Origin of the sequence: Tateyamaria armeniaca (assembly GCF_045797845.1) — a bacterium.
In the GTDB taxonomy this organism is placed as follows: Bacteria; Pseudomonadota; Alphaproteobacteria; order Rhodobacterales; family Rhodobacteraceae; genus Tateyamaria; species Tateyamaria armeniaca.
In genome coordinates this window covers 2,744,805-2,769,058 of record NZ_JBHDIY010000002.1, presented here as the reverse complement: position 1 = coordinate 2,769,058, position 24,254 = coordinate 2,744,805, and the positions used below count along the sequence as shown (strand labels likewise).

General features: G+C 61.3%; 22 protein-coding genes, 1 tRNA gene and 2 pseudogenes. 12 read left to right on the top strand and 13 right to left on the bottom strand.

Annotated features, from left to right (window positions below):
• Positions 1 to 37 precede the first annotated feature (37 nt).
• Both ACERZ8_RS13990 and ACERZ8_RS13985 read left to right on the top strand, forming a co-directional pair.
• Complete coding sequence (locus tag ACERZ8_RS13990) at positions 38 to 691, top strand: RNA polymerase sigma factor (RefSeq protein WP_407592773.1); 654 nt, start codon at positions 38 to 40, stop codon at positions 689 to 691.
• A 70-nt stretch (positions 692 to 761) separates the two neighbouring features.
• A complete protein-coding gene (locus ACERZ8_RS13985; protein WP_407592772.1) occupies positions 762 to 1,286 on the top strand; it encodes a hypothetical protein in 525 nt (174 codons plus the stop codon).
• A gap of 403 nt (positions 1,287 to 1,689) precedes the next feature.
• Here ACERZ8_RS13985 and ACERZ8_RS13980 read toward each other — a convergent pair whose 3' ends face one another.
• Positions 1,690 to 5,358: a vitamin B12-dependent ribonucleotide reductase gene (locus ACERZ8_RS13980; protein ID WP_407592771.1), complete on the bottom strand. Its 3,669-nt coding sequence runs from the start codon at positions 5,356 to 5,358 to the stop codon at positions 1,690 to 1,692.
• A gap of 542 nt (positions 5,359 to 5,900) precedes the next feature.
• Between ACERZ8_RS13980 and ACERZ8_RS13975 the strand changes: the two genes are divergently transcribed.
• Positions 5,901 to 6,362: a hypothetical protein gene (locus ACERZ8_RS13975; protein WP_407592770.1), complete on the top strand. Its 462-nt coding sequence runs from the start codon at positions 5,901 to 5,903 to the stop codon at positions 6,360 to 6,362.
• Between the two features lie 4 nt (positions 6,363 to 6,366).
• On the opposite strand, the gene ACERZ8_RS13970 is transcribed toward ACERZ8_RS13975, so the two are convergent.
• The 6 genes from ACERZ8_RS13970 to ACERZ8_RS13945 all read right to left on the bottom strand — a co-directional run bounded on the left by ACERZ8_RS13970 (position 6,367) and on the right by ACERZ8_RS13945 (position 10,664).
• Entirely contained in the window at positions 6,367 to 7,650 is a 1,284-nt protein-coding gene (locus ACERZ8_RS13970) for a TRAP transporter large permease (protein WP_407592769.1), read from the bottom strand.
• A 9-nt stretch (positions 7,651 to 7,659) separates the two neighbouring features.
• Positions 7,660 to 8,187 carry a TRAP transporter small permease gene (locus tag ACERZ8_RS13965; protein ID WP_407592768.1) on the bottom strand — a complete coding sequence of 176 codons (528 nt, stop codon included), beginning with the start codon at positions 8,185 to 8,187 and terminating at the stop codon, positions 7,660 to 7,662.
• A 77-nt stretch (positions 8,188 to 8,264) separates the two neighbouring features.
• A complete protein-coding gene (locus ACERZ8_RS13960) occupies positions 8,265 to 9,245 on the bottom strand; it encodes a TRAP transporter substrate-binding protein (protein WP_407592767.1) in 981 nt (326 codons plus the stop codon).
• A gap of 201 nt (positions 9,246 to 9,446) precedes the next feature.
• Positions 9,447 to 9,962, bottom strand: coding sequence for a redoxin domain-containing protein (locus ACERZ8_RS13955; protein ID WP_407592766.1), 516 nt, complete (start codon positions 9,960 to 9,962; stop codon positions 9,447 to 9,449).
• Positions 9,959 to 10,195 (bottom strand): FCD domain-containing protein, encoded by a 237-nt coding sequence (locus ACERZ8_RS13950; protein WP_407592765.1) that lies wholly within the window; start codon positions 10,193 to 10,195, stop codon positions 9,959 to 9,961. The genes ACERZ8_RS13955 and ACERZ8_RS13950 overlap by 4 nt, the downstream gene beginning before the upstream one ends.
• Positions 10,196 to 10,214: 19 nt before the next feature.
• Complete coding sequence (locus ACERZ8_RS13945) at positions 10,215 to 10,664, bottom strand: GntR family transcriptional regulator (protein ID WP_407592763.1); 450 nt, start codon at positions 10,662 to 10,664, stop codon at positions 10,215 to 10,217.
• A 183-nt stretch (positions 10,665 to 10,847) separates the two neighbouring features.
• On the opposite strand from ACERZ8_RS13945, the gene ACERZ8_RS13940 reads away from it, so the two are divergent.
• Both ACERZ8_RS13940 and ACERZ8_RS13935 read left to right on the top strand, forming a co-directional pair.
• Entirely contained in the window at positions 10,848 to 11,591 is a 744-nt protein-coding gene (locus ACERZ8_RS13940; RefSeq protein ID WP_407592762.1) for an SDR family NAD(P)-dependent oxidoreductase, read from the top strand.
• Between the two features lie 19 nt (positions 11,592 to 11,610).
• Positions 11,611 to 11,922 carry a cupin domain-containing protein gene (locus tag ACERZ8_RS13935; protein WP_407592761.1) on the top strand — a complete coding sequence of 104 codons (312 nt, stop codon included), beginning with the start codon at positions 11,611 to 11,613 and terminating at the stop codon, positions 11,920 to 11,922.
• 49 nt (positions 11,923 to 11,971) lie between these two features.
• Here the strand turns inward: ACERZ8_RS13935 and ACERZ8_RS13930 are convergent.
• The 4 genes from ACERZ8_RS13930 to pdxH all read right to left on the bottom strand — a co-directional run bounded on the left by ACERZ8_RS13930 (position 11,972) and on the right by pdxH (position 13,924).
• Positions 11,972 to 12,049: transfer RNA gene (locus ACERZ8_RS13930), tRNA-Pro, on the bottom strand.
• 122 nt (positions 12,050 to 12,171) lie between these two features.
• The gene (locus tag ACERZ8_RS13925) at positions 12,172 to 12,669 is read right to left on the bottom strand and encodes a DUF192 domain-containing protein (RefSeq protein ID WP_407592760.1); all 498 of its coding nucleotides are present in this window, start codon (positions 12,667 to 12,669) and stop codon (positions 12,172 to 12,174) included.
• A complete protein-coding gene (locus ACERZ8_RS13920) occupies positions 12,662 to 13,201 on the bottom strand; it encodes a cold-shock protein (protein ID WP_407592759.1) in 540 nt (179 codons plus the stop codon). Before ACERZ8_RS13920 ends, ACERZ8_RS13925 begins: the two co-directional genes overlap by 8 nt.
• A 117-nt stretch (positions 13,202 to 13,318) precedes the next feature.
• Positions 13,319 to 13,924: a pyridoxamine 5'-phosphate oxidase gene (gene pdxH / locus ACERZ8_RS13915; protein WP_407592758.1), complete on the bottom strand. Its 606-nt coding sequence runs from the start codon at positions 13,922 to 13,924 to the stop codon at positions 13,319 to 13,321.
• A 137-nt stretch (positions 13,925 to 14,061) separates the two neighbouring features.
• On the opposite strand from pdxH, the gene fabI reads away from it, so the two are divergent.
• Positions 14,062 to 14,868, top strand: coding sequence for an enoyl-ACP reductase FabI (gene fabI / locus ACERZ8_RS13910; RefSeq protein ID WP_407592757.1), 807 nt, complete (start codon positions 14,062 to 14,064; stop codon positions 14,866 to 14,868).
• A gap of 25 nt (positions 14,869 to 14,893) precedes the next feature.
• On the opposite strand, the gene ACERZ8_RS13905 is transcribed toward fabI, so the two are convergent.
• On the bottom strand, positions 14,894 to 15,598 hold the full coding sequence (locus ACERZ8_RS13905) for a hypothetical protein (RefSeq protein ID WP_407592756.1): 705 nt from the start codon (positions 15,596 to 15,598) through the stop codon (positions 14,894 to 14,896).
• A 141-nt stretch (positions 15,599 to 15,739) separates the two neighbouring features.
• On the opposite strand from ACERZ8_RS13905, the gene ACERZ8_RS13900 reads away from it, so the two are divergent.
• The 6 genes and pseudogenes from ACERZ8_RS13900 to ACERZ8_RS13875 all read left to right on the top strand — a co-directional run bounded on the left by ACERZ8_RS13900 (position 15,740) and on the right by ACERZ8_RS13875 (position 22,717).
• Positions 15,740 to 16,348, top strand: a complete 609-nt coding sequence (locus tag ACERZ8_RS13900; protein ID WP_407592755.1) for a LysE family transporter — start codon at positions 15,740 to 15,742, stop codon at positions 16,346 to 16,348.
• 2 nt (positions 16,349 to 16,350) lie between these two features.
• Positions 16,351 to 16,881 (top strand): xanthine phosphoribosyltransferase, encoded by a 531-nt coding sequence (gene gpt / locus ACERZ8_RS13895; protein ID WP_407592754.1) that lies wholly within the window; start codon positions 16,351 to 16,353, stop codon positions 16,879 to 16,881.
• Between the two features lie 78 nt (positions 16,882 to 16,959).
• Positions 16,960 to 18,134: pseudogene (locus tag ACERZ8_RS13890) on the top strand (aminotransferase).
• Between the two features lie 80 nt (positions 18,135 to 18,214).
• The gene (locus tag ACERZ8_RS13885) at positions 18,215 to 20,062 is read left to right on the top strand and encodes a peptidylprolyl isomerase (RefSeq protein ID WP_407592753.1); all 1,848 of its coding nucleotides are present in this window, start codon (positions 18,215 to 18,217) and stop codon (positions 20,060 to 20,062) included.
• Complete coding sequence (gene trpE / locus ACERZ8_RS13880; protein ID WP_407592752.1) at positions 20,062 to 21,570, top strand: anthranilate synthase component I; 1,509 nt, start codon at positions 20,062 to 20,064, stop codon at positions 21,568 to 21,570. Before ACERZ8_RS13885 ends, trpE begins: the two co-directional genes overlap by 1 nt.
• A 111-nt stretch (positions 21,571 to 21,681) precedes the next feature.
• Positions 21,682 to 22,717, top strand: a pseudogene (locus ACERZ8_RS13875) (succinylglutamate desuccinylase/aspartoacylase family protein).
• Between the two features lie 3 nt (positions 22,718 to 22,720).
• On the opposite strand, the gene ACERZ8_RS13870 reads toward ACERZ8_RS13875, so the two are convergent.
• On the bottom strand, positions 22,721 to 24,229 hold the full coding sequence (locus ACERZ8_RS13870) for a divergent polysaccharide deacetylase family protein (RefSeq protein ID WP_407592751.1): 1,509 nt from the start codon (positions 24,227 to 24,229) through the stop codon (positions 22,721 to 22,723).
• Positions 24,230 to 24,254: the final 25 nt, after the last annotated feature.

Below are 24,254 nucleotides of genomic sequence, written 5' to 3'. Positions count from 1 at the left end.
TCGTTACGAGGGACCGTGAGTGGCGCCCTCACAGAGTATGAGCCGTTTGTCGGTCTGTGCATCCACTGTCGGTGTGCGGGCGGGCCGATCACGCAAGGCCCTGCCGATCCGGGCTGCTGTGATGGGCGGGCCATTGCCCAAAAAGGGGGCAAAGGGCGGATCGGCCAAAATCCCCGGGCTATTCAACCGCAGGTTTGGCCCCCACCTTATGCCCATGATGGAAACAAAACACGTAAACCCGCGCCGCCTTGTGCCGCTGATCCCGATCCTGACCCGCCGTGCGCGCCGCCTGACACGCAGCCCGACCGAGGCCGAGGATCTTGTGCAGGACACCTTGCTGAGCCTGTGCCAGCGCCTCAAGGACGGCAGCAGCATCGACGATCTGTCCGCCTATGCAATGCGCACCCTGTCCAACCGGGCCCGGCGCGGCTGGCGCGTGCAGGCCACGGACGAGTTGGAAGATGATCACGCCGTGATCGAACCGGATGCGCTGATCCGACTGGATTGCGCCGATACGCTGGAGGCCATTGCGCAACTGTCCAAACCACAGCGGCAGTTGATGGACCTTGTGGTGGCGGGCGAAACCTCGCCCCGCGCGCTGGCCAAGGCGACGGGCCTGCCACTGGGCACGGTGATGTCCCGTCTGGCCCGCGCCCGGGCACGGTTGCGGATCAAGCTGGACAGCGAGTGATCGCGCCCGCGCGTGCGGACAGGCGCGTCATGTGATGCTATCGTGGTGAGATCCATGACGGTGGCAGAAGATGCAGTCACAGCTTGAACAGCATATCGAGGCCTATGACGGCAAAGCCGTAACGCTTTTGTCGCAAGCCATGCAGGCCTGTCGCGGCCATCCGGGCTGTCTCGACGATGTTGTGGGGCTGTGTTTCGATGCCAGACCCCTCATATCAGAGGGTGCCACATGGATATTGAAGGCCGAAGTGGAGAATGGCACGACGGTGCCCCCTCATCTTGTGGCGCGCATCGCCGGCGATTTGGATCGTCTGTCGTCGTGGCAGGCACACCTGCATCTGTGCCAGTCCTTTGATCATCTGGCCTGCAATGCTGAGCAGACGGCAGAATTCTTCGCCTGGGCCGACAAATTGCGCACCCATGCGCGCCCGTTCCTGCGCGCGTGGAGCCTGCATGTGCTCGTGAAAATCAGTCTGGAATTCGAGGGGTTCCGGCAAGCGGCGGAACGCGCCCTGATTGCCGGGGAGAATGATCAGGCGGCTTCTGTGCGCGCACGCGCGCGAAAGTTGCGGGACTTGGTGGGGTCGAAGCCGTAACCGTGTTGAGGATTGCGGGTCAAGTCAGCCATCAGATGTCTCAAACAAAAAAGGGGAGCGCGAACGCTCCCCGTTAGTTTCGCCGTTCCGCGGGTGTTTGCAAAGCAAACGCACGCTCCCCTGACAGAGGGTTAGGCGCGGCCAAACCCGGAGTCAGCGTCCAGATATCTCGAAAAGAAAAAAACGGAGGACCGGAGCCCTCCGTTGAGTTTCGCCGTTCAGGCTCAATATGTTAACCGCCCGGTACTTTTTTGCCTGCGGCCTGAACGTCGTCAGGAGCGAACGCATCCGCCCCGGAAAAGGTGGGGGGACGTAACGTACCGCCCCACCCGTCTCGTCGGGGGTCGGATCAGCCTAGACCGACCCGGCCCCCTCGCGCCCCATTTCCGGGGCACGTATTCTTTTAGCTACACCCGGACGTTCCGCCGCAGGTGTTGCACTTCATGCAGGTGCCGTTGCGCACCAGTGTGTAGTTGCCGCATTCGCCGCAGGCTTCGCCTTCGTAGCCCTGCATCTTGGCCTTGGTGCGCGCATCCATGCTGACCGAACCGGACGCCACAGCCGTGGTGGTGGTTACGGAAGCAATGCCGCCGCTGACGGCCACTTCGGGTACCAGCGTCTGCAAGGCTGCTCCGGCATCGCCAAGGGCGACGTCACCCGACATGCCGCCCTGCAGGACCACCAGATCCTGTGGCATACGCTTGCGCAGGTAACCGGACGAGCTGATTTGTTTCAGCACTTCCAGGGACTTGGACGCCGCCGTTTCGGAAAGTTCGGAGACGTTGGACACGCCTTCCTCAACTCCCATGCCGAGGTCGTCAAAGCTTGCCCCTTCGGGTTTCACATGGGCCAGATCGGTGCGGTCGAGGTAGCTGACAGCCAGTTCGCGGAACACGTAGTCGAGGATCGACGTGGCGTTCTTGATGCTGTCATTGCCCTGCACCATGCCTGCGGGCTCGAACTTGGTGAAGGTAAAGGCATCGACGAATTCCTCAAGCGGCACGCCGTATTGCAGACCAACGGACACGGCGATGGCAAAGTTGTTCATCATGGCGCGGAAGCCCGCCCCTTCCTTGTGCATGTCGATGAAGATTTCGCCGAGATTGCCGTCTTCGTATTCACCGGTGCGCAGGTAGACCTTGTGCCCGCCCACGATGGCCTTTTGGGTGTAGCCCTTGCGGCGCTGAGGCATCTTTTCGCGGTGCGATTTGATGATCTCTTTGACGATGACTTTCTCGACAATCTTTTCGGCCAGAACGGCAGCCTTTTCGACCGGTGTGCCGCTTTCCAGTGTTTCTGCGGCCTCCTCATCATCCTCGACCAGCGAGGCGGCCAGAGGTTGGGACAGTTTGGAGCCGTCACGGTAGAGCGCGTTGGCCTTCACCCCAAGCGACCAGCTGAGTTCATAGGCCTTCTGGCAATCCTCGATCGTGGCATCGTTGGGCATGTTGATCGTCTTGGAGATCGCGCCCGAGATGAAGGACTGTGCCGCGGCCATCATGGTGATGTGGCTGTCAACATTCAGGAAACGCTTGCCTTTTTTGCCGCATGGGTTGGCACAATCGAAGATGTGATAGTGCTCTTCCTTCAGGTGCGGTGCGCCTTCCAGCGTCATCGTTCCGCAGACGTGATCGTTGGCCGCGTCAATGTCAGCCTTGGAAAAGCCGAGGGATTTCAGCAGATCGAAGGTTGGATCGTTCAGCTTTTCCTGCGGGATGCCCAGCACGCCTGTGCAGAATTCCTCGCCCAGCGTCCACTGGTTGAAGACAAAGCGAATGTCGAAGGCGCTTTCCAGTGCGGCGTCGACCTTGGCCAACTCGTTGGCGCCAAAGCCGTGACCCGCAAGCGACGTGTGGTTGATCGCGGGGCTGTTGCCGATTGAGCCGTGACCGACCGCGTAGCTGACAATTTCCTCGATCTGGGCAGAGCCGTAACCGAGGTTTTCAAGGGCGGCGGGCACCGAGCGGTTGATGATCTTGAAGTAACCGCCCCCTGCGAGCTTTTTGAACTTCACCAGCGCAAAGTCAGGCTCGATCCCGGTTGTGTCGCAGTCCATGACCAAGCCGATAGTGCCGGTGGGCGCGATCACGGTCGATTGCGCGTTGCGGTAGCCGTGCGCCTCGCCCAGTTTCAGCGCCTCGTCCCATGTGGACATGGCCAGATCAATCAGGCGGGCGTCGGGGCAATTGGCGTGATCCAGTGCGACGGGTTTCACCGCCAGCTTTTCATAGCCTTCGGTGGACCCATAGGCCGCTGTGCGGTGGTTTTTCATCACCCGCAGCATGTGGTCGGCGTTTTTCTTGTAACCGGGGAATGGGCCCAACTCGCCTGCCATTTCGGCGGAGGTTGCGTAGGCCACACCGGTCATGATCGCGGTGAGTGCGCCGCAGAGCGCGCGGCCTTCGTCACTGTCATAGCCGTGGCCCATGTTCATCAAGAGGCCGCCGATATTGGCATAGCCCAGACCCAAAGTGCGGAAGTCATAAGACCGCTGCGCGATTTCCTTGGAGGGGAACTGCGCCATCATCACCGAGATTTCCAGCGTGACGGTCCACAGACGGGCCGCGTGCATGTACTCTTCGACCTGGAACACGCCGTCCTTGAGGAAGGTCAGCAGGTTCATGGACGCAAGGTTACAGGCCGTGTCGTCGAGGAACATGTATTCGGAACAAGGGTTTGAGCCGCGGATGGCGCCGTCTTCGGGGCATGTGTGCCAGTCGTTGACGGTGTCGTGGTACTGGATGCCGGGATCGGCGCAGGCCCATGCGGCGTGGCCGACTTGCGCCCAGAGGTCGCGCGCCTTGACAGTCTTGGTGACTTCACCGTTCACGCGGTTGATCAGCTGCCAATCGGCGTCTTTTTCGACGGCGGTGAGGAAGGCGTTGGTGACGCGGATGGAGTTGTTGGAGTTCTGGCCGGAGACGGAGTTGTACGCCTCGGAATCCCAGTCGGTGTCGTATGTCGGGAATTCGATGCTTGTGTGGCCCTGACGCGCATAGTCCAGCACGCGCTTGACGTAGGTTTCCGGGATCGCAACGCGCTTGGCTGCTTTAATTGCATCCTTTAGAGCGTTGTTTTTCTTGGGATCATAGGCGTCTTCGGTTGCACCGTCCCAGGCCTTGATCGCGGCGAAAAGACCGTTGAGTTTTTCCTCGTGCATCTTGGAACCGGCAACGATGGACGCCACTTTCTGCTCTTCGATGACCTTCCAGTTGATGAAATCCTCGATGTCCGGGTGATCCGCATCGACGATGACCATCTTGGCCGCGCGGCGCGTGGTGCCGCCCGATTTGATCGCCCCTGCAGCGCGGTCGCCGATCTTGAGAAAGCCCATGAGGCCGGAGGATTTACCGCCGCCGGAGAGCTTTTCGCCCTCACCGCGCAGGGAGGAGAAGTTGGTGCCGGTGCCGGAGCCGTATTTGAACAGGCGTGCTTCGCGCACCCAAAGGTCCATGATGCCGCCATCGTTGACCAGATCGTCGGACACGGACTGGATAAAGCAGGCATGTGGCTGGGGGTGTTCGTAAGAGGATTTGGATTTGGTCAGCTTGCCGGTCTTGTAGTCGACATAGTGGTGACCTTGGGCCGGGCCGTCGATGCCGTAGGCCCAGTGCAGGCCAGTGTTGAACCACTGCGGCGAGTTCGGTGCGGCGCGCTGGGTGGCCAGCATGTGGCGCATTTCGTCGTAGTAGGCTTTGGCGTCTTCTTCGGTGGTGAAGTAGCCACCTTTCCAGCCCCAATAGGCCCATGCGCCTGCCAGACGGTCAAACACCTGTTTGGAGGATGTCTCGCCACCCATTTCGGCACCGGGGGCCGCTTCGGAGCGCCACAGGAACTCGGGCACATCTGCCTCTTTCACCTTTTGCAGCTTGGAGGGCACGCCCGCCTTGCGGAAGTATTTCTGCGCGATGACGTCGCTGGCCACCTGGCTCCATTTCGCGGGCACTTCGACCTCGTCGAGGCGGAACACGATGGTGCCGTCCGGATTGCGGATTTCGGATGCCGTTTTGACGAAATTCAGGTCGGCATATGCGTCCTGCCCGGCCGTGGTGAATTGTCTTTCAATTTTCATCGCGCTGCCTCTTACTTCAGCTGGTGTCTGTGGTCAGGCACACCCGACGTTGCGGGGGCCCCAGTGGCGTTCGAAACACAAAAGACAAAGAAGTCCGGTGAGCGTCAGAGTGATCTGCGCACAATATCCGCCCCGGGATCACCCCGAAGAATGGTGGTCGTATTTGTCCCTCGTGCCCGGTCACCCTCCCATAGCGTTGACCACTACATGTTGTGGTGAGTGACCCGGCCCGCACAAACTGGCGTATCTGACCCCCTCAGGTCAACGATATTTTAAATCTTTTTTGACAACTTTTGCCTTGACGATCGGAGCTGTTTCACCCGGTCGGCAGCGTATGTGATTCAATAAGTTAACGGGCCCGGAAAACAGCAAAAAACGCTCCACCGGCATGGTCAGAATTTTATCAGGATATCGGCTGACTTAGACCGGATTGTGGATGCTTCACCTTAGGTTATCCACAGTTAACGCCCGTTCAGGTAGAAAGCTTTTGCCGCGCTGCGGAAAATGTGTTCCTGTCACCCATCCCCGGAAAGAGGCACCTTATGCGACCCATTTTAGTGATTTTGTTGGGTGCCCTTGCGGCATGCGGACCACAATATGTAGAGACGATTGCCGCATCTGACCAAGACCTGCCCGTCAGACGTGCCGTTTTTGCCCAGACACCGGCGCCGCTGGAACTGGCATTCCGTTCGTCCTGCGACTCACCCGGTGACGAATTCCGCCAGATCTCGCGCTCGGTCGTGCAATGCCGGATCCTGCCCCCGCCTGATCTGGCTGCCTTCCTTGTGCTGCAATATGATGGCGCGTTGCAGGCTCCCACGCTGGTGGTCCAAAAGGAAACGGACGCCGAAGCGGACGCGTTCGTGGTCGAGCTGTCCTATTTTGCCGAAGTTGTGCAGAAGTCGGGCAATGCGCGCCGCATCTATTTCAAACAACGCGATCTGGATCAGCTTATGGATCAGCTCTTGGCCGCGACCGGCGGCGTGGCCGCAAACGCGCGCTAGGGCGTTACCCGCCCACAAGCGCCGGCAGTGTCAGTGATATCGCAGGCACAAAGGTGATCAGCATCAGCGCCAGCAGAATCGCGATGTAGAACGGCCAGATGGTCCTGACCGCCTGTTCCATCGGCAACCTACCCACAGCACAGCCTACGAACAGGCACGAGCCCACGGGCGGCGTGCACAAGCCAAGGCCAAGGTTGACCAGCAGGATCATCCCGAACTGGTACGGATCGACACCCAGCGTGTTGGCCACGGGCAGAAAGATCGGCGTGCAGATCAGGATGAGGGCCGCCATGTCCATGATCATGCCCAGCACCAGAAGCGCCACGTTGATCATCAGCAGGATTAGGATCGGATTGTCGGTAAGGCCCGTCAGGAAGGCGACCGTGAGGTTGGGCACCCGGTAAAAGGTGAGCATGTAGGCAAATGCCCCGGCACAGGCGATCAGGATCATGACCATCGCCGTGGTGCGCACGGATTGAGCGACTGCGGTGCGGAACTTGGCCCATGTGATCGACCGGTAGACAAGCAATGTCACAAGGAAAGCGTAGATCGCCCCGAAGGCCCCGGATTCGGTCACTGTGAACACGCCCGACAACACGCCGCCAACGATGATCACGGCGGTGAGCAGTCCCGGGATCGCCCCGAAGAACGCAATCACAAGCGCCGTCCAGCCGGGAAACTTTTCGGCCGCATAGCCCCGTTTCACCGCGACGATGTAGGCCGCGGCCGCCAGACACAGGCACATCAGGATGCCGGGCACGACGCCCGCAAGGAACAGTTTGGAGATAGAGATGCCGCCCCCCGCCGCAATCGCAAAGATGATCATGTTGTGGCTGGGCGGGATGATGATGCCCGCAATGGATGATGTGACCGTGACGTTCACCGCATAATCGGCGTCGTAGCCTTTTTCCTTCATCACCGGCACAAGGATCGAGCCCAATGCCGAGATGTCGGCAATGGCCGAGCCCGAGATGCCGCCGAACAGCATGGACGAGAACACGTTCACGATGCCCAACCCGCCGCGCACGGCCCCCACCGCGGCTTGGGCAAAGCGTACCAGCCGCATGGCGATACCGCCGTGAAACATCAGCTCGCCCGCAAAGATAAAGAACGGGATCGCCATGAGGGCAAAGACGTTGATGCCCGACACGATCCGCTGGAAGCCGATCATCAGCGGCAGCCCTTCGAACCAGAAGGCGGCGATGGCCGAGATCCCGAGCGCGAAGGCGACGGGCGCGCCGATGGCCACGCACATCGCGAAAACCCCAAGAAGGACTAGCAGGCCCATAACTCTCCCCTACTCGATACTGTCGCGGCGCTCATCAAGCCCAAGATACAGGCGGATGAGATGGCCAATGGAAAAGAGCAGGATCAAGGCGCCGCCCACTGTCAGCGGAAGCGAGCGCAACCCTTCGGGCACTTGAATGAGCGGGATGAGGGAGCCCCATTTGAAGAGGGTCAGTTGCGCGCCGTACCACAGCATCAGCGCGCCAAACCCGCCCATCGCCAGATCGGTGATCACGACAAAGATCGTGCGCACGCGCATGGGCACAGAGGTGCGCAACATGGTGACGGACAGGTGCGTGTGTTCATGAACGCCCACGGCGGCCCCCAGAAACGCGATCAGCATGACCAGCAGCAAGGCCACCTGTTCCACCCATGTGGGCGTGGCGTTCAGCACGTAGCGGCCAAAGACAAGCCAGCCAAAGATCACCGTCAGCACGACCAGTGACACCCCTGTGAGGATGCGGCAGACAAATGCGATCCCGTCCAGCACGGCAGTCATTCTTTGCACCATTGGGGGGACGGGGCGTGCGTCGCTCATCTGATCTCTCCGGCAAAAAAAGCGCCCGGGCCCTGGGAGTCGGGTCCGGACGCCTTGGTCTTAGTTCAGGTCACGCGTTATTCCGTGGCCTGAATAAGCTCAACCAGCGGACGCAGGTCCGGGTTGGATTCGAAATATGCCTCGTAGACCGGACCCATTGCGGCCTGGAACGGTGCCTTGTCGGCCACTTCGTTCACGACCACGCCTGCCTCTTCGACCGCTTTGCGGCTTGCGGCCTCACGCTGGGCCCACAGATCGCGCTGCATGATGGCCGATTCCTGTGCAGCTTCGGTCACTGCGGCCTTCATGTCGTCGGACAGTGCGGCATAGGTGTCCGCATTGATGCAGATGCATTCAGGGATGATCAGGTGCTGGGACAGCGAATAGTAGCCCGCCACTTCAAAGTGCCCGGTCGATTCGTAGGACGGCCAGTTGTTTTCTGCCCCGTCCACGACGCCCGTTTTCAGCGCCTGATAGACCTCGGCAAAGGCCATTGGTGACGCGTTGCCGCCCATTTCGTTGATCATGCCGGTGAACAGGTCGTTGTTCATGACCCGCACTTTCATACCCACCACATCTGCGGGCGTGTTGATCGGACGATCGCCGTTATAGAAAGACCGTGCGCCTGCATCATACCATGCCAGCGGCACAAGGCCCTTTTCGGCCATGCCCGCTGCGATGGCGGCACCGCCTTCACCTTCGAGCACGCGGAACATGTGCGGGACATCTTTGAAGATGAACGGCAAGGACACGACGTTGGCCGCAGGCACAATCGGGCCGATGGGGCCAAGGTTGAAGTTGCCGATTTCAAGGGCGCCTGCGCGCACCTGTTCGACCGCGTCGGGCTGGCTGCCCAATGTGCCGCCGTGGAACATCTGCAGGGTGATTTCGCCGCCTGTCTTTTCTTCAAGTGCGGCGGCAAAGGCGTCCATCGCCGTAGTGTTTGGATACCCCTCGGGGTGAATGTTCCAGCCCCGCCAGTTTTCGGCAAAGGCGGCTGTGCCCAGTACGGTGACCGCAACGGCGCCCACGAGTGATTTGTAAGATATGTTGAACATGATGTCCTCCCTGAATTTGAGCTTTGAACTCTGTTTTGACCCCGCCCCGTCCGTTCGGTGAAGCACGCAGATCCTCCGGTCTGGGGTGCCCCGGACGGGGTGTCGTCTCATTTTATTCATTCCAAAAGAAGACTAGTATACTAGATTTGTCAACTGCCAATTCACGCGGGCCTTGCCGCCCTGCCCGGGCACGTTGCGATGTCAGGCCGTGCCGCGCACCGGGCGGTTGTTTTCGATGTTGAAAGTCATCCCGTCCAGCAGTTCTTCGAGGTCGGGGCGCGCGGCGGGACCGTTCGAAATGTCGACAAGCATCAAGGTACCGTCCGGCCTGATGCCAAACGCGCCGGGTTCGGCGAACCTGTCTGTCGTTTCTGCCTCAGACAGCGGGTCAGAGACATAAAGGCCAAGGTCGCGCATCTGCGCCTCGCTCAGCCCATAGGCAAGGTCAAACCCCCACCCGAATTCGGCCTTGTCGGCCTGCGCCTTGTCTTGCGTGTCTGCGGACACCACGACCACGTCCATCTGGGCCGTCCATGCGGGCAATGCCGCGTCCAGCTTGTTCAGGAACCGCTTGCAGCGCGGGCAATGTTTGCCGCGATAGACAAACAGCATGGTCCAGCGATCTCTGGCCCCGCCCACGGACACGGTGCCGCCATTTGTCAGCGGCCAGGTCATTTCACCGACGGGCGCGCCGACGCGGGGTTTGGTCTGGGTCATGGTGTTTCCCGGTCCGGTTCGGGTTCAAAGTAGCTGGCATTGGTGGCCGATATCTGTTCGATGGTGCGGTCGAGCCGCGACAGATGGCGCATGCCGCAGGCGACGGCCTGTTCGGCGTCATGTGCCTTGACCGCCTCTGCAATGGCGCGGTGATCATCGATCAGTTCGGGCACGCGGTCGACCTTGGACAGGCTGAGCGTGCACAGGCGATCCACTTTGGACTTTTCGGCCATGATCACGTCAAAGGCGAAATCAACTTGTGCGATCTCGGCACAGCGTCTTGTGAAATTCGTAATCCAGTCTGGTGAAGGCCTCGACATCGTCATCGTCGATGGTCTGTTCCTGATCGGCGATGGCGGCATCAAGGTCTGCCGCGCCCGCCGCATCGCAATGCTTCGCCGCACGGCGCAGCACATCCTGTTCGATGGCGGCGCGCACAAAGCGGGATTTCACGATTTCCCGGGTCGAGAATCGTTTGACCTCGGTTGCGCGCTGCGGACGGATCAGCAGCAGATCGCGCGTGGCCAGACGGCTGAACGCATCGCGCACGGGCTGGCGCGACACGCCGAACTGTGCTGCGATCTCCGCTTCGGAAATCTTGTCGCCGGGCCTCAGACGCAGCGACAAAATCTCGTCATGGAGATAGTCAAAGATGTCATCGACACTTGTGCGCCGCTCGCTGATATGTGTCGCTTGCGCCATTCTGCGACCTCCCCGCTTTTGTCATTGTCGCGCTTCTTACCTGAACGCCTGCGAAAACAGAACGCCGTTAAGCAGCCCCGTTTCCGCGCAACACGGCATCCGGAGACACAGAAGCAGTTGACACTGGTATACCAGTTAAATGACTAGTATACCAGTACCAGCGCATTCAAGGAGCATCAGCATATGAAACTGACAGGAAAAACTGCCATCGTCACAGGCGGTGGCCGTGATATCGGGCTGGCTGCGGCACTGAAACTGGCCGCCGAGGGCGCGCATGTCGCCATCAACTACTTTTCCAGCAGCGACGGTGCGGATGCCGCGGTGGAACAGATCACGGCCGCAGGCGGGCGCGCCTTTGCGATGAAGGGTGATCTGACCCGGGCCGAAGATGTCGATGCCCTTGTGTCCAGAACTGTGGACGAATTCGGCGGCATCGATGTGCTGGTCAACAACGCAGGCGGCCTGATCGCACGCAAGAAAGTGGCCGAGATGCCGTTGGAGCATTGGACGGCGGTGATGGATCTGAACCTGACCAGCACATTTCTGATGATCAAGGCAACGCTTGCGCACATGACTTCGGGCGCAATCGTGAACCTTGCAAGCCAGGCGGGGCGTGATGGCGGCGGGCCCGGTGCCGTCGCCTATGCCACGTCCAAGGGCGCGGTGATGACGATGACGCGGGCGCTGTCCAAGGAACTGGGGCCGGACATCCGTGTGAACGCGCTCTGCCCCGGCATGATCGACACTGATTTTCACAATATCCATACTCCCGATGCCGGGCGACGTGGATACGAGGCCGCAGCCCCATTGAAACGGCAGGGCAACACGGACGACACTGCCAACCTGATCCTGTTTCTGGCCTGTGACGACTCGGCCTTTCTGACGGGCACTAATATCGACATCAATGGCGGGATGCTGTTTTCCTGACCCTTTGAAAGGATTGGCCATGGCTGAATTTCCAATTGTATCCACTGGCGAAAACGTCACGCGGCAGGTGCTGTCGGATCACCCGGACCTGATGGTGGTGGCCTTCCGCTTTGCCGCCGTTGGGGCGGAAGGGGCGCTGCATCATCACCCGCATGTGCAATCCACTTACGTCGAAAGCGGGCGCTTTCGCTTTTCCCTCGGCGGCACAACGCGGGAAGTGGGACCGGGCGACAGTTTCGTGGTCGCCTCGGACGTGGAACATGGCTGCGTCTGTCTGGAACCGGGCACGCTGGTTGATTGCTTTACCCCGCGGCGCGACGACTTTTTATAAGCCGCGAGACTGCCGCCTCTATGCGTCGAATGTGCAGGGATTTGGAAAATGGTCGGAGCGAGAGGATCTCGAACCTCCGACCCCCTGTACCCAAAACAGGTGCGCTACCAGGCTGCGCCACGCTCCGACCGTGCGCCCCTCTTAGACGTGGTTTTCTGATTTGAAAAGACCCATAGCGCGTTCGAAAAACCCTAAATCACGCAACGGCACCTGAAATCCGCGATGACCGCGCATCTGGCGCGGCACCCGTCAGCACGGCCATGCCGCATCTGCCTGCGCAAAACTGGGGTGGCGCAGTTGATCGCCAATGCTGATACCGAGCGTCTTGGCAAGACCGCCGTTGATTTCCAGCACATGGGTCAGATCATCGCCGCCGTATATCGGGCTTTCATCCAGCGGAATGGCACGGTGATGGATGTTGCGGATCACACCGGTCGCATCAACGAACAGCATATCAAGTTCGATCAACGTGTTGCGCATCCAGAACGACAAGGTGCTGGGCCGCTCATAGATAAAGAGCATGCCTGCCGCAGCGGGCATTGTGGGGCGATTCATCAATCCCGTTGCACGCTCGCTGGCATCATCGGCGATTTCCACGGAAAACCGCGCCTGCCCGAACTCACCCCGGACCCAGACAGTTTCCGCACTGCACTGCGCCCATGTCGCGGATGAGAAGAAAAAGGCACAGAGGCAGGCGACGGCCAGCCGATACACCCACGCACGGACACACCGGATTGCGTCAGTCATCGCCGCCCTTGGTGATGGCCGCTTCCCACGCCTGGACTTCGGCGGCCATACGACCGCGTTTTCCGTCGATCACACGCAAGGCCAGCGCCTCGCCGGGGGCCAGATCGGACAGGCCAGAGCGGCGCAGCACTTCGACATGCAAAAACACGTCCTCGGGTGCGCCGAATACATTGGCAAACCCAAAGCCCTTGCCCTTGTCGAACCATTTGACGCGACCGGGTTCGAGCGGGGCATTGGCGACGGCGTCACGGTCCAGTTCGGCGATGTCTGCAAGGGGTTCGCTGTCGACATGGGCGGGGGGCTGAATGGCGAGCACTTCGATGGCCTGAACACCACGATCCGTCTTTTGAATCCGGACGTTCACCTCGGCCCCGTCCGCGACGGAAGACTGCCCAAAATTGCGCAAAACATTGACGTGTAGCAGGATGTCAGGGCCGTCGTCGCCGGATACGATGAAACCGAAACCTTTCACCGGGTCGAACCACTTCACCGTGCCTGACACGGTGTCAGGGTGTTCCAAAAACTCTGACACGCCTCATCTTTCTGTGTATTTTGTGCCTTACCCTAAGACTTGCTCTATTTCGCACACCATTTTCAAGCTGTTAAAGTATTTATTTTTCAGCGGTTTGCATTTCACGTCGCATGAAATTCAGGGGTTCAGGCGCGAAATATCCCATGGGGCGCCCGGATTTTCGCGACTCCAGCGGAACCTGTCGTGCAGGCGAAACGCCCCATCGGCCCAGAATTCGATCTCGATCGGTGTGATGCGATAGCCGCCCCAGAAGGGCGGGCGCGCCGGGTTCGTTCCGTGCTGTGCTGTCACTTTTGCGACCTTCGCCATCAAGGTCGCGCGCCCCTCGAGCGGCTGACTTTGATCGGATGCCCAGGCACCCAGCCGTGATTTCAGCGAGCGGGACGCATAATAGGCATCCGCCTGCGGCCCATCCTCTTTTTCGACATGGCCGCGCACCCGCACCTGACGGCGCAACGACTTCCAGTGCATCACAAAGGCGGCCTTTTGCGCCTGGTCAATTTCGCGCGCCTTGGCGCTGGTGTAGTTGGTGTAAAAGACGAATGCGTCGTCTTCGACATCCTTGAGCAGCACCATGCGCGCATTTGGCATACCACTTGCGTCCACCGTACTGAGGGCGATGGCGTTGGGGTCGTTGATCTCGCTCGCCGCTGCCTCGTCCATCCAGCGACGTATGATGGCAAAGGGATCGTCGCCTGCAAATTTGTCGTCCCGGTCGGCCATGTTGTCGCTCCTTGTCCCGCTTGTGCCCCAGCTAGCGTTGCGCTGCCGCCGGATCAACCTTATCGCGCTCTCTTGATGCGCATAAGGCAATGGCCTAAAGCTGATCGCAAGAAACAAGGGACCGGGTGGGCAGTGATATGGCAACAGACCTGATGGCGGGAAAACGAGGCCTTATCATGGGTCTGGCCAATGACAAATCCATTGCATGGGGCATCGCAAAGGCGCTGCATGGCGCGGGCGCTGAACTTGCCTTTTCCTATCAGGGCGACGCGCTGAAGAAACGCGTGGACCCGCTGGCCGCACAGCTGGACAGCGATATCGTGCTGCCCTGCGATGTGAGCGACGAGGCGTCGATGGACGCGCTGTTCGCTGATCTGAAAGAACGCTGGGGCGGGCTGGACTTTCTAGTCCATGCCATCGGGTTTTCCGACAAGTCCGAACTGCGCGGGCGCTATGTGGACACGTCGCGCGACAATTTCACCATGACCATGGATATTTCGGTCTATTCCTTCACGGCCGTGATGGCGCGCGCCGAAAAAATGATGAACCCCGGTTCCAGCGCGGTCACCCTCACCTATTACGGAGCCGAGCAGGTGATGCCGCATTATAACGTGATGGGTGTGGCCAAGGCAGCACTTGAGGCGTCGGTCAAATACCTCGCCGAGGATCTGGGCAAGGACGGCATCCGCGTGAACGCGATCAGCGCAGGGCCGATCAAGACGCTGGCCGCCTCCGGGATCGGCGATTTCCGCTACATCATGAAGTGGAACGAGTACAACTCGCCCCTGCGCCGCAACGTGACCATCGAGGACGTGGGCAAATCCGCGCTGTATCTGCTGAGTGATCTGTCCAGCGGCACCACAGGTGAAAACCTGCACGTGGATGCAGGTTATCATGTCGTCGGCATGAAGGCAGTGGACGCGCCGGATATCGCCAAGGGCTAGGGCCTTGCGCGTCTCGGAGCGATAATCAAGTCGAGACTTTACTGCCCTCGACTTTCAGGGTCGTTTTGGCACCCGAACGTTCGGCGACTTTCTTGACCGCTTCCTTTTGCTGCTTGTTGTTGCTCTTTTCGATGTGGAAATCGATTATCCCCAGAACCACGCGGGTATTGGGCTGGAACAGCACGTTGTTTTTGGCATTTCCCCCGATGTGAATGTGATTGAACTTGGGAACATCCTTGTCCTTGGGTCCGGTGCGCCCCGGTACCCCGGTGGCGATCTGGACAAGTGCCTGGGCTAGCTTGGCGTCGGTACCGACCAACTCCTTGCGGGCGGCGCTGTAGCATTCGACCTCGGTCACACCGGACTGTGGCTCCGGCTCAGGCGCAGCCTCGGGCGCTGGCTCGACATCATTGTCGTCTTGATCGTCCTCTTCCTTGCCTATGGCCTTTTCCAGTTTGACGATCACGGAAATGATCTTGGTCAGGGCCGCGCGGATCGATTTGTAAGCACTTTCTTCGGGCAGAGCCGGTGGCTTTTTCTGCATGTCGTCGTGGAACCTTTCCACCTCCGTCATGATCTTGCGAAAAGCCACACCGGTATCCACGATCTTCTGGGCATTCGGACTTTTCTTGTGGGTTTTGACGTGCGCGGCGAGGGTTCCCATCTTGCTTTTTGCCGCTTTGCCATGGGTGTAAAGCTGTGCAACCATGTCGTCGGATGCTGTTGCCATGTCTGACCTCCTGAAACATGCAATGGTGCAGAGCTAGCACGGCATCTGATCGCAAAATATACACAGGTTGTAACAGCTACGTGCACCCTTCCTTGCGCCGCGCCGTTGCGCTATCAGACCGCAAGAAAGGAACCACATGCCATGAGCCTGACCCTCGCCGACCTCATCGCCTTCAACGTGGTTCTTATGGCGGCCATCGCGGCCCCCGGTGCGGCGCTGCTCTATTTTATCAAGACGACGGTGGCCTCGGGACGGGTCGCGGGCATGCTGACGGGCATAGGGCTTGGCACGGCGGCTGCGATGTGGACGCTGGCCGCGCTCCTGGGTCTTGAGGCGGTTTTCACCTTGTTCCCCTGGATTTACACGGCGCTGAAAATCGGCGGTGCGCTGTATCTGATCTGGATCGCGATCCAGACATGGCGGCATGCGCGCGATGCACTGGGCGAGGCCCCGATGCCAAAGGGCCGTGCCATACTGTCGGGCATGCTGCTGAACTTTGGCAATCCCAAGTCAATGCTGTTTGCCGCCGCCGTCATCTTGGTGGTGTTCCCCCAGGGTCTCGCCCCGCTGGATATCGCCATAATCGTGATCAATCACTGGGTGCTCGAACTCCTCTTTTACTCCGCTTTTGCCATCGCGCTCAGCACACCGCATGTGCGGCGCGGTTATGTCAGCCTCAAACCCGTTCTTGACCGCATTGCGGCCACCCTGCTGGGCGCACTCGGCCTGCGCCTGATCCTGGAGAAATAGAAATGTCCGCCAAAGACCAAAGCCGCCTGCCCCACGAAAAAGGGTTTCACGTCAGCTGGGACCAGATGCACCGCGACAGCCGCGCTCTGGCTTGGCGTCTGGACGGGCAAGGCCCGGATGAGGGCGGCTGGCGCGCCGTTGTCGCCATCACGCGGGGCGGCATGGCCCCGGCAATGATCGTCGCGCGCGAGCTGGACATTCGCACAGTCGACACGATCAGCGTCAAATCCTATCACTCGGGCGGCGGCAAGGCCGATCAGCGCCGCGACGCCGAAGTGCTGAAAGCGCCGCAAGCCGAGATGATGGGCGACGGCACCGGCATCCTGATCGTCGATGATCTAGTGGACAGCGGCAAGACGCTGGAACTGGTGCGCAGCCTTTATCCCAACGCTCATTTCGCCACCGTCTATGCCAAACCGTCAGGCGAGCCGCAGGTGGACACGTTCATCACCGGCGTGAGCCAAGACACGTGGATCTTTTTCCCGTGGGACATGGCGCTGCAATATGTCGAACCCTATCGCGGCACGGACTGAGCGGGACACACCGCGTCCCTTCTCTGATTTAGAAAAATCCCCGCCGGAGGCTCCGGCATCCGCCACCGGAGTTGCCATATGACCAGCACACGCACCGCCGCCACCTTCCCGCCCCCGGTGATGGAAGCGCGCCGCTGGCTTGATGGCGTCACGTTCGGCGCGGACCGCCCCCTGATCAACGTCAGCCAGGCCGCCCCGGTCGACCCGCCCCCCAAGCATTGCGGCAGGCCATGGCCGACGCCGCCCTTACACGCGACGATGCGCATCTTTATGGCCCCGTCCTCGGAATGCCCGCCCTGCGCACGGCGTTGAGCACGCAGATCAATGCCCATTACGATGCTCAGACGCGGGCCGAACATGTCTGCATCACCTCGGGCTGCAATCAGGCCTTTGCCGCCGCACTGTCGACGCTGTGCGCGGAAGGGGATGAAGTCATTCTGCCAACCCCATGGTATTTCAACCATAAAATGTGGCTCGACATGACGGGCGTTGTATCTGTCCCGCTGGCCGTGGGTGCTGGCATGTTGCCGGATGTCGAGGCCGCCGCAGCCCTGATCACACCCCGCACCCGCGCCATCGCCCTTGTCACCCCGAACAATCCCGCAGGTGTCGAATACCCCGCCGATCTGGTGCTGGCGTTTTACGAGTTGGCGCGTGCGCGCGGCATCACGCTGATCGTGGACGAGACCTATCGCGACTTTGACAGCCGCAGCGGCGCACCGCACGCGCTGTTCCAGCAGGAGGATTGGGAGGAGACGTTCATCCACCTCTATTCCTTCTCCAAGGCGTACCGCCTCACCGGGCACCGGGTCGGGGCGCTGATCTCGTCCCCCGCGCGGCTGGCCGAGGCGGAAAAGTTTCTTGATACGGTCGCCATCTGCCCCGGTCAGATCGGGCAATATGCGGCCCTCTGGGGAGTCGAAAACCTCAGCCAGTGGGTCGCGGGCGAGCGGGCCGAAATTCTGGGCCGACGTGCCGCGATCGAGGCCGGTTTTCCGGCACTCGAAGCCGGGGGATGGGCGTTGCTGGGCCTTGGTGCTTATTTCGCCTACATGGCGCATCCGTTCGACGTCTCTTCCGCCGATCTGGCCCCGCTGCTGGTGAAGGAAGCGGGTATTCTGTGCCTGCCCGGCACCATGTTCTGGCCCGAAGGTGCGCCCGAGGGCGCGCGCCAGTTGCGCATCGCCTTTGCCAATCTGGATGCAAGCGGGATCGAGGCGCTGTACCACCGGCTGTCCGCGCTCGATCTCTAAGGCCGCAACCACCCTTGCCCGTCAGGGCGCGCAGCGATAGACAACCGCAAATCAGGATTTCACCCCGAAAGAGGGCACGCATGGCCAAGGGCTCAAACTCACTCTCGAAAACCGCAGTCTGGATCCTTTTGGGCCTTCTGATCCTTGGCCTTGGCGGCTTTGGCGCGACCAACCTCAGCGGTACCATCCGCACCGTGGGCAGCGTCGGCGACAAGTATATCGACATCGATACCTATGCCCGCACGTTGCAACAGGAAATCCAGGCGGTGAGCCGCCAGACCGGCAGCCAGCTGACCTTTGCCCAAGCCCAGGCGATTGGTCTGGATCAGGCGGTTCTGGCGCGTCTTGTGCGGGCCCGCGCACTGGATCACGAGGCCAGCCAGATGGGTCTGAGCGTGGGCGACGAGACGCTGCGTGACGAAATCCTGAACATCCCCGCCTTCCGCGGCCTTGACGGCAACTTTGATCGCGACGCCTACAGTTTTGCTCTGCAGAATTCAGGCTCCAGCGAGGCCGAATTCGAAACCCAGTTGCGCGAGGAAGTGGCCCGCTCGCTGTTGCAGGGTGCGATCATGTCCGGCGTCACGATGCCGGAAACCTATGCCAACACGCTGGTGTCGTTCCTTGGCGAAACCCGTGATTTCACGTGGGTGCGGCTGGGCCAGTCCGATCTGGCCGAGCCGCTGCCGACCCCGGATGACGCGACCTTGCGCGCCTATTACGAGGCCAACCTCGGCGATTACGAACTGCCCGAAACCAAGCGGATCACCTATGCCGTCCTTCTGCCCGACATGATCGTGGACAGCATGGAGATCGACGAGGCGACCCTGCGCGCCGAATATGACGCGAGCGCGGACGAGTTCAACCAGCCCGAACGCCGCCTTGTCGAACGTCTGGTCTATCTCGATGCCGCTGCCGCCGATCAGGCCGCAGCGCAGCTTGAGGTGAACGGCACTACGTTCGAGGCGCTGGTTGAAGAGCGCGGGCTGGATCTGTCGGATGTCGATCTGGGCGATGTGTCCCGTCTGGAACTGGACGCAGCCGGCGAGGCGGTGTTCAACGCCGAAGTGGGCGATGTGGTCGGCCCCCTGCCGTCATCCCTTGGACCGGCCTTGTTCCGCGTGAACGGCGTGCTGCCCGCCCAAAGCACATCCTTTGAAGAAGCGTCCGTTATGCTGCGCGCCCGCCTTGCCCGCGATGCGGCCCGCCGTCAGGTGGCCGTGCTTGCCAGTGAATTCGACGACATGCTGGCCGGTGGCGCCACGCTCGAAGAGCTTGATGCCGAAACGGACATGGCCCTTGGCACGATTGACTGGTTCCCCGCCAATGGCGAAAGCATCGCGGCCTATGACGGCTTTCAGGAAGCGGCACAAAGACTGACCGAGAACGATTTTCCCGAGATCATGTCGCTGGATGATGGCGGCATCTTTGCCATGCGCCTCGAAGAAATCCTGCCGCCCCGCCCGGCCCCTTACGAAGACGCTGCGCTGAACGTGCGTGCCAACTGGGAAGCCGCGCAAACCGAAGAGCGCCTGACCGCACAGGCCGAGGCCGTCCTGCCCGCCCTTGAAGGTGGCGCGAGTTTTGCTGAACAGGGCCTTGATTCAATCGTCGAGATCGATCTGGACCGGTCGGCCTTTGTGCAGGGCACGCCCCCTGCATTCCTGCCTGCGGTCTTTGACATGGACGTGGGCGATGTGGAGATCGTGCAAGGCTTTGGGTCGGTCCTGATCGTGCGCCTGGATGCGATCAACCCGATTTCGGACAGCGACGACGAAGTGCGCACCGAAGTCAGCGCGTTGAGCGAAGAGATCGGCCAGTCGGTTGCGACAGAACTGTTCAACCTCTTTGGCGAGGATGTGGTGACCCGCGCCGGTCCGCAGATCAACCAGCAGGCGCTGGACGCGGTCCACGTGAACTTTCCCTGATGGCCCTCGTTCCTGATTTCGACAGCTTTGCCACGGAATACGCGGCGGGGCGCAATCAGGTGGTCTATACAAGGCTGGCCGCCGATCTCGATACGCCCGTATCCCTGATGCTGAAACTGACGGGGGCGCAAAAGGATGCGTTCGTGCTGGAATCCGTCACCGGCGGCGAGGTGCGCGGGCGCTATTCGATCATCGGGATGAAACCGGATCTGATCTGGCGCTGTCAGGGCGCGACATCGGCGATCAACCGGCAGGCCCGCTATGATGCGGATGCGTTCGAAGGCGTGGACGGCAACCCGCTGGATGTGTTGCGCGACCTGATCGCGGAAAGCCGCATTGACCTGCCCATCGACCTGCCCCAGGCCGCCGCCGGGCTGTTTGGCTATCTGGGCTATGACATGATCCGGCTGGTCGAACACTTGCCGGATGTGAACCCGGATGTGCTGGGCTTGCCCGATGCGATCATGCTGCGCCCGTCGGTCATCGCGGTGCTGGACGGGGTCAAAGGTGAGGTTACCGTCGTCTCACCCGCCTGGGTCAGTCAGGGCCAGACGGCACGTGCCGCTTATGCGCAGGCCGCCGAACGCGTGATGGACGCTGTGCGCGATCTGGAACGTGCGATGCCGTCCGAGACGCGCAATCTGGGCGATGCCGGTGCCGGTGCGGACCCGGTCAGCAATTTCACCAAGTCCGGGTATATGGAGGCGGTCGAGAAGGCGCGCGACTATATCAAGGCAGGCGATATCTTTCAGGTGGTACCGGCGCAGCGCTGGACGCAGGAGTTCAACGAGCCGCCTTTTGCGCTTTACCGTTCCTTGCGCCGTACGAACCCGTCGCCCTTCATGTTCTATTTCAACTTCGGCGGCTTTCAGGTGATCGGCGCGAGCCCTGAAATTCTTGTCCGGGTGTTTGGCAACGAAGTCACCATTCGCCCGATTGCAGGCACCCGCCCCCGTGGCGCCACGCCCGAAGAGGACAACGCGCTTGAGGCCGACTTGCTGGCCGACAAGAAGGAACTGGCCGAGCACCTGATGCTGCTGGATCTGGGCCGCAACGATGTGGGCCGTGTGGCGCGCATCGGTACCGTGCGCCCGACCGAAGAGTTCATTGTCGAGCGCTATTCCCATGTGATGCATATCGTGTCCAACGTCGTGGGCGAACTGGCCGAGGGCAAGGACGCACTTGATGCGTTCTTTGCCGGTATGCCCGCCGGCACTGTGTCTGGCGCGCCCAAAGTCCGCGCGATGGAGATCATCGACGAGCTGGAACCGGAAAAGCGCGGCGTCTACGGCGGCGGCGTTGGATATTTCAGCGCAGGCGGCGACATGGACATGTGCATCGCGCTGCGCACCGCCGTTGTGCAGGACCAAAAGCTATATATTCAGGCCGGGGGCGGCGTCGTCTATGACAGCGACCCCGAGGCCGAGTTCATGGAGACTGTGCACAAAGCAGGCGCCATCCGGCGGGCCGCAGAAGATGCGGCGCGCTTTGGCGGTGGCAATCGGTGAGCACGATGATGCTGACGGTGGTGTTTGTGACGGTCCGATCCTCCGGCGGGGATGTTTTCAAATCAGAGAAGCGGGCGGCGTCGAGCGCTGCGCCATTGGTTGGAGCGCGCCATGCCGCGTGAGCCGTTTTCCATTGCCGGTGTCGACGTTGCGCCCGGCACGCGCGCCAGTGTCACCTTGCCTGTCTCTGCCCTGCCTGATCACACTGCGGTCGGCCTCAATGTCGAAGTCATTCACGGCAAGCGTCCCGGCCCGACCATGTTTGTCAGTGCAGCCGTGCACGGCGATGAGGTGATCGGAGTCGAGATTGTGCGCCGTCTGCTGCGCACGCCGCAACTTGCCAACCTGCGCGGCACGTTGCTGGTGGTGCCTGTCGTGAACAGCTTCGGCTTTCTGGCACGCTCGCGCTATTTGCCCGACCGGCGCGACCTCAACCGGTGTTTTCCCGGCACGGCCTCGGGATCGCTTGGATCGCGGCTCGCCTATATCTTTCTGCGCGAGGTGGTGTTGCGCTGCGATTTCGGGATTGATCTGCATTCAGCTGCCGAGCATCGCACCAACCTGCCCCAAATCCGCGTCACCCCCCGCGATGCAACCACCGCCCGCATGGCGCGTGCCTTTGGTGCGCCTGTGATCCTGACCTCGCCCCTGCGCGACAGATCCTTGCGCGGTGAGGCGGCGGAACGGGGCACGCCGGTTCTGCTTTATGAGGCGGGTGAGGGTTTACGCTTTGACGAATTTGCGGTGCGCGTGGGCGTTGCGGGCATTCTGCGGGTGATGCGGGATGAATCGATGCTCGCCGCCAAAGGCATCGCCAAGGCCCGCACCCCATCGCTGATCTGTCGCGCCTCGACCTGGTTGCGCGCGCCTGTGGGGCTTGCTGCGCACGTTCCGGGCCGAGGGCGAGATCGTGGAAAAGGGCGACGTGCTGGCCGCCGTGTCCGACCCTGCGGGGGATGTCGAAACCGAACTGCTTGCCCCCGGCCCCGGTATTCTGATCGGTCGTGCGGTGCTGCCTGTCGTGAATGAGGGCGATGCGGTCTTTCACCTCGCCGAACTCAGCCCCACCGCCAATGAGGATACGGTGGATGCCCTGACCGCTCAGCTCGAAGTCGACCCGCTGTTTGACGAAGACGAGATTATCTGACGCCTATTGCGCTGGTACCAGCGCCGTCAACACCGCCGAGATCGGGGCCAGCGCCACACGTTCGGCCCGGTCCTGAAGCCCCCAGAGCAGCAGCGCCGAAATCGTGTCGGGGCGCAGACGGCCCACCATGATCACGCCGCCTTCCTGTCCCGCGCGGAACGCCGCCTGATCCAGAAAGCGCCGGATCACCGACGGGGTCTGATCGGCACTGTCAAAGTCGCGAAAGATCAGGCCCGCAGGCACCCCGTCGCGCAAGGCCAGCTTGTGGGTCGTGTTCAACCCTTTGGATTGCAGAACTAGGCCATGGCCCGTCGCAAGCACCGCCTGCGCGATCTGTTCAGAGGCATCGCGGCTACTTTGCAGACCAGTGCCGGGCCCTTCCATCACCGCGACCGCCTCGGGCACGGTATCAAGGGCAGCCGACAGCGCCACTTCGGCGTCACCGGCGGTGGCCCCTTGCGGCAGGTTCATCAGCGCCATCACCTCAAAGCCGCGCGCGCGGTACTCCGCCATCCGCTCAGCCGCATCCGGCAGTGTTGCATCCACGGCAAAGCTGAGTGGATAGGGAAAACTTTGCAAGGCGGCCAGACCGACAGACCCGCCCGTCAGATCAACGCCGCTGTCCATCAGGACAATCGACATGAGCGGCTTTTCTTCGGCGTTCTCGAAGGGCACGGAGTAGGCAACAATTGCACGGGAGTCTGTCGGGGCGGCATCTGCGGCAGCGCCCTCCTCTTCGGCAGGCACGTCCGGCGTGCGATCCACAAGCGATCCGGCAGGTGTCCCGATGGTCGGACCTGTATCCGGTGTGGGGTCAGCGGCATTGGGCAAGGCTGCGATCTGTTCGCCTGCGCCATCTTCCTCAGGTGTTTCGGGCGCAGCGGGCGGGGCCGGAGCCTCTGCCGTCTCGCTGACATCTGGCTGCGCGGGGGCGTCAGCCTCACTGGCTTCGGGGGCCTGCGCGATCTCTGGTGTCTGCGGCGCAGGGGCCTCGGCCACGGGCGCATCGGGTGGCGGGCTGTCTTCTTCGGCAAAGGCGGTCGGCGCGTCAGGCACTGTTGGCGGGGCGGGCTGTGCGGGATCGGTCGAGATCGACAGTTCGGTTTCAACGTCGGGTGCTGTTGGTGCACCACCGGGGGCGGCAGGCTGGACCGGGGCGACATCGTCAATGGCAACAGCACCCACATCGGTGCTGGCCGCCGGATCAGCGAGGTCGTCCGCCTGCCCTGTTTCGGGCACCACGGGCGTGTCCGACCCGGCCTCGGTTGCGGCGGCAACTGTGTCAGCCTCGGGCGAGGTGACTTGCGGGGCGGCCTCATCCACGACCAGATCGGCATCGGTCACGGCCTCGGCGGTGCTGGCTTCACCGGCTTCGGGGGCGGCTGCGCTGCTGGGGGCCGTGTCCCCGGCCACCGGGGCAATCGGATCATCGGCGATCACGGACACCGCACCGGCTCCGATCACGCTCACCACGCCGCCCCAGATTATGCCGCTCAGAAATCCTCTGGCCATGTTGTCTGTCCTTACGTCCTGTCCG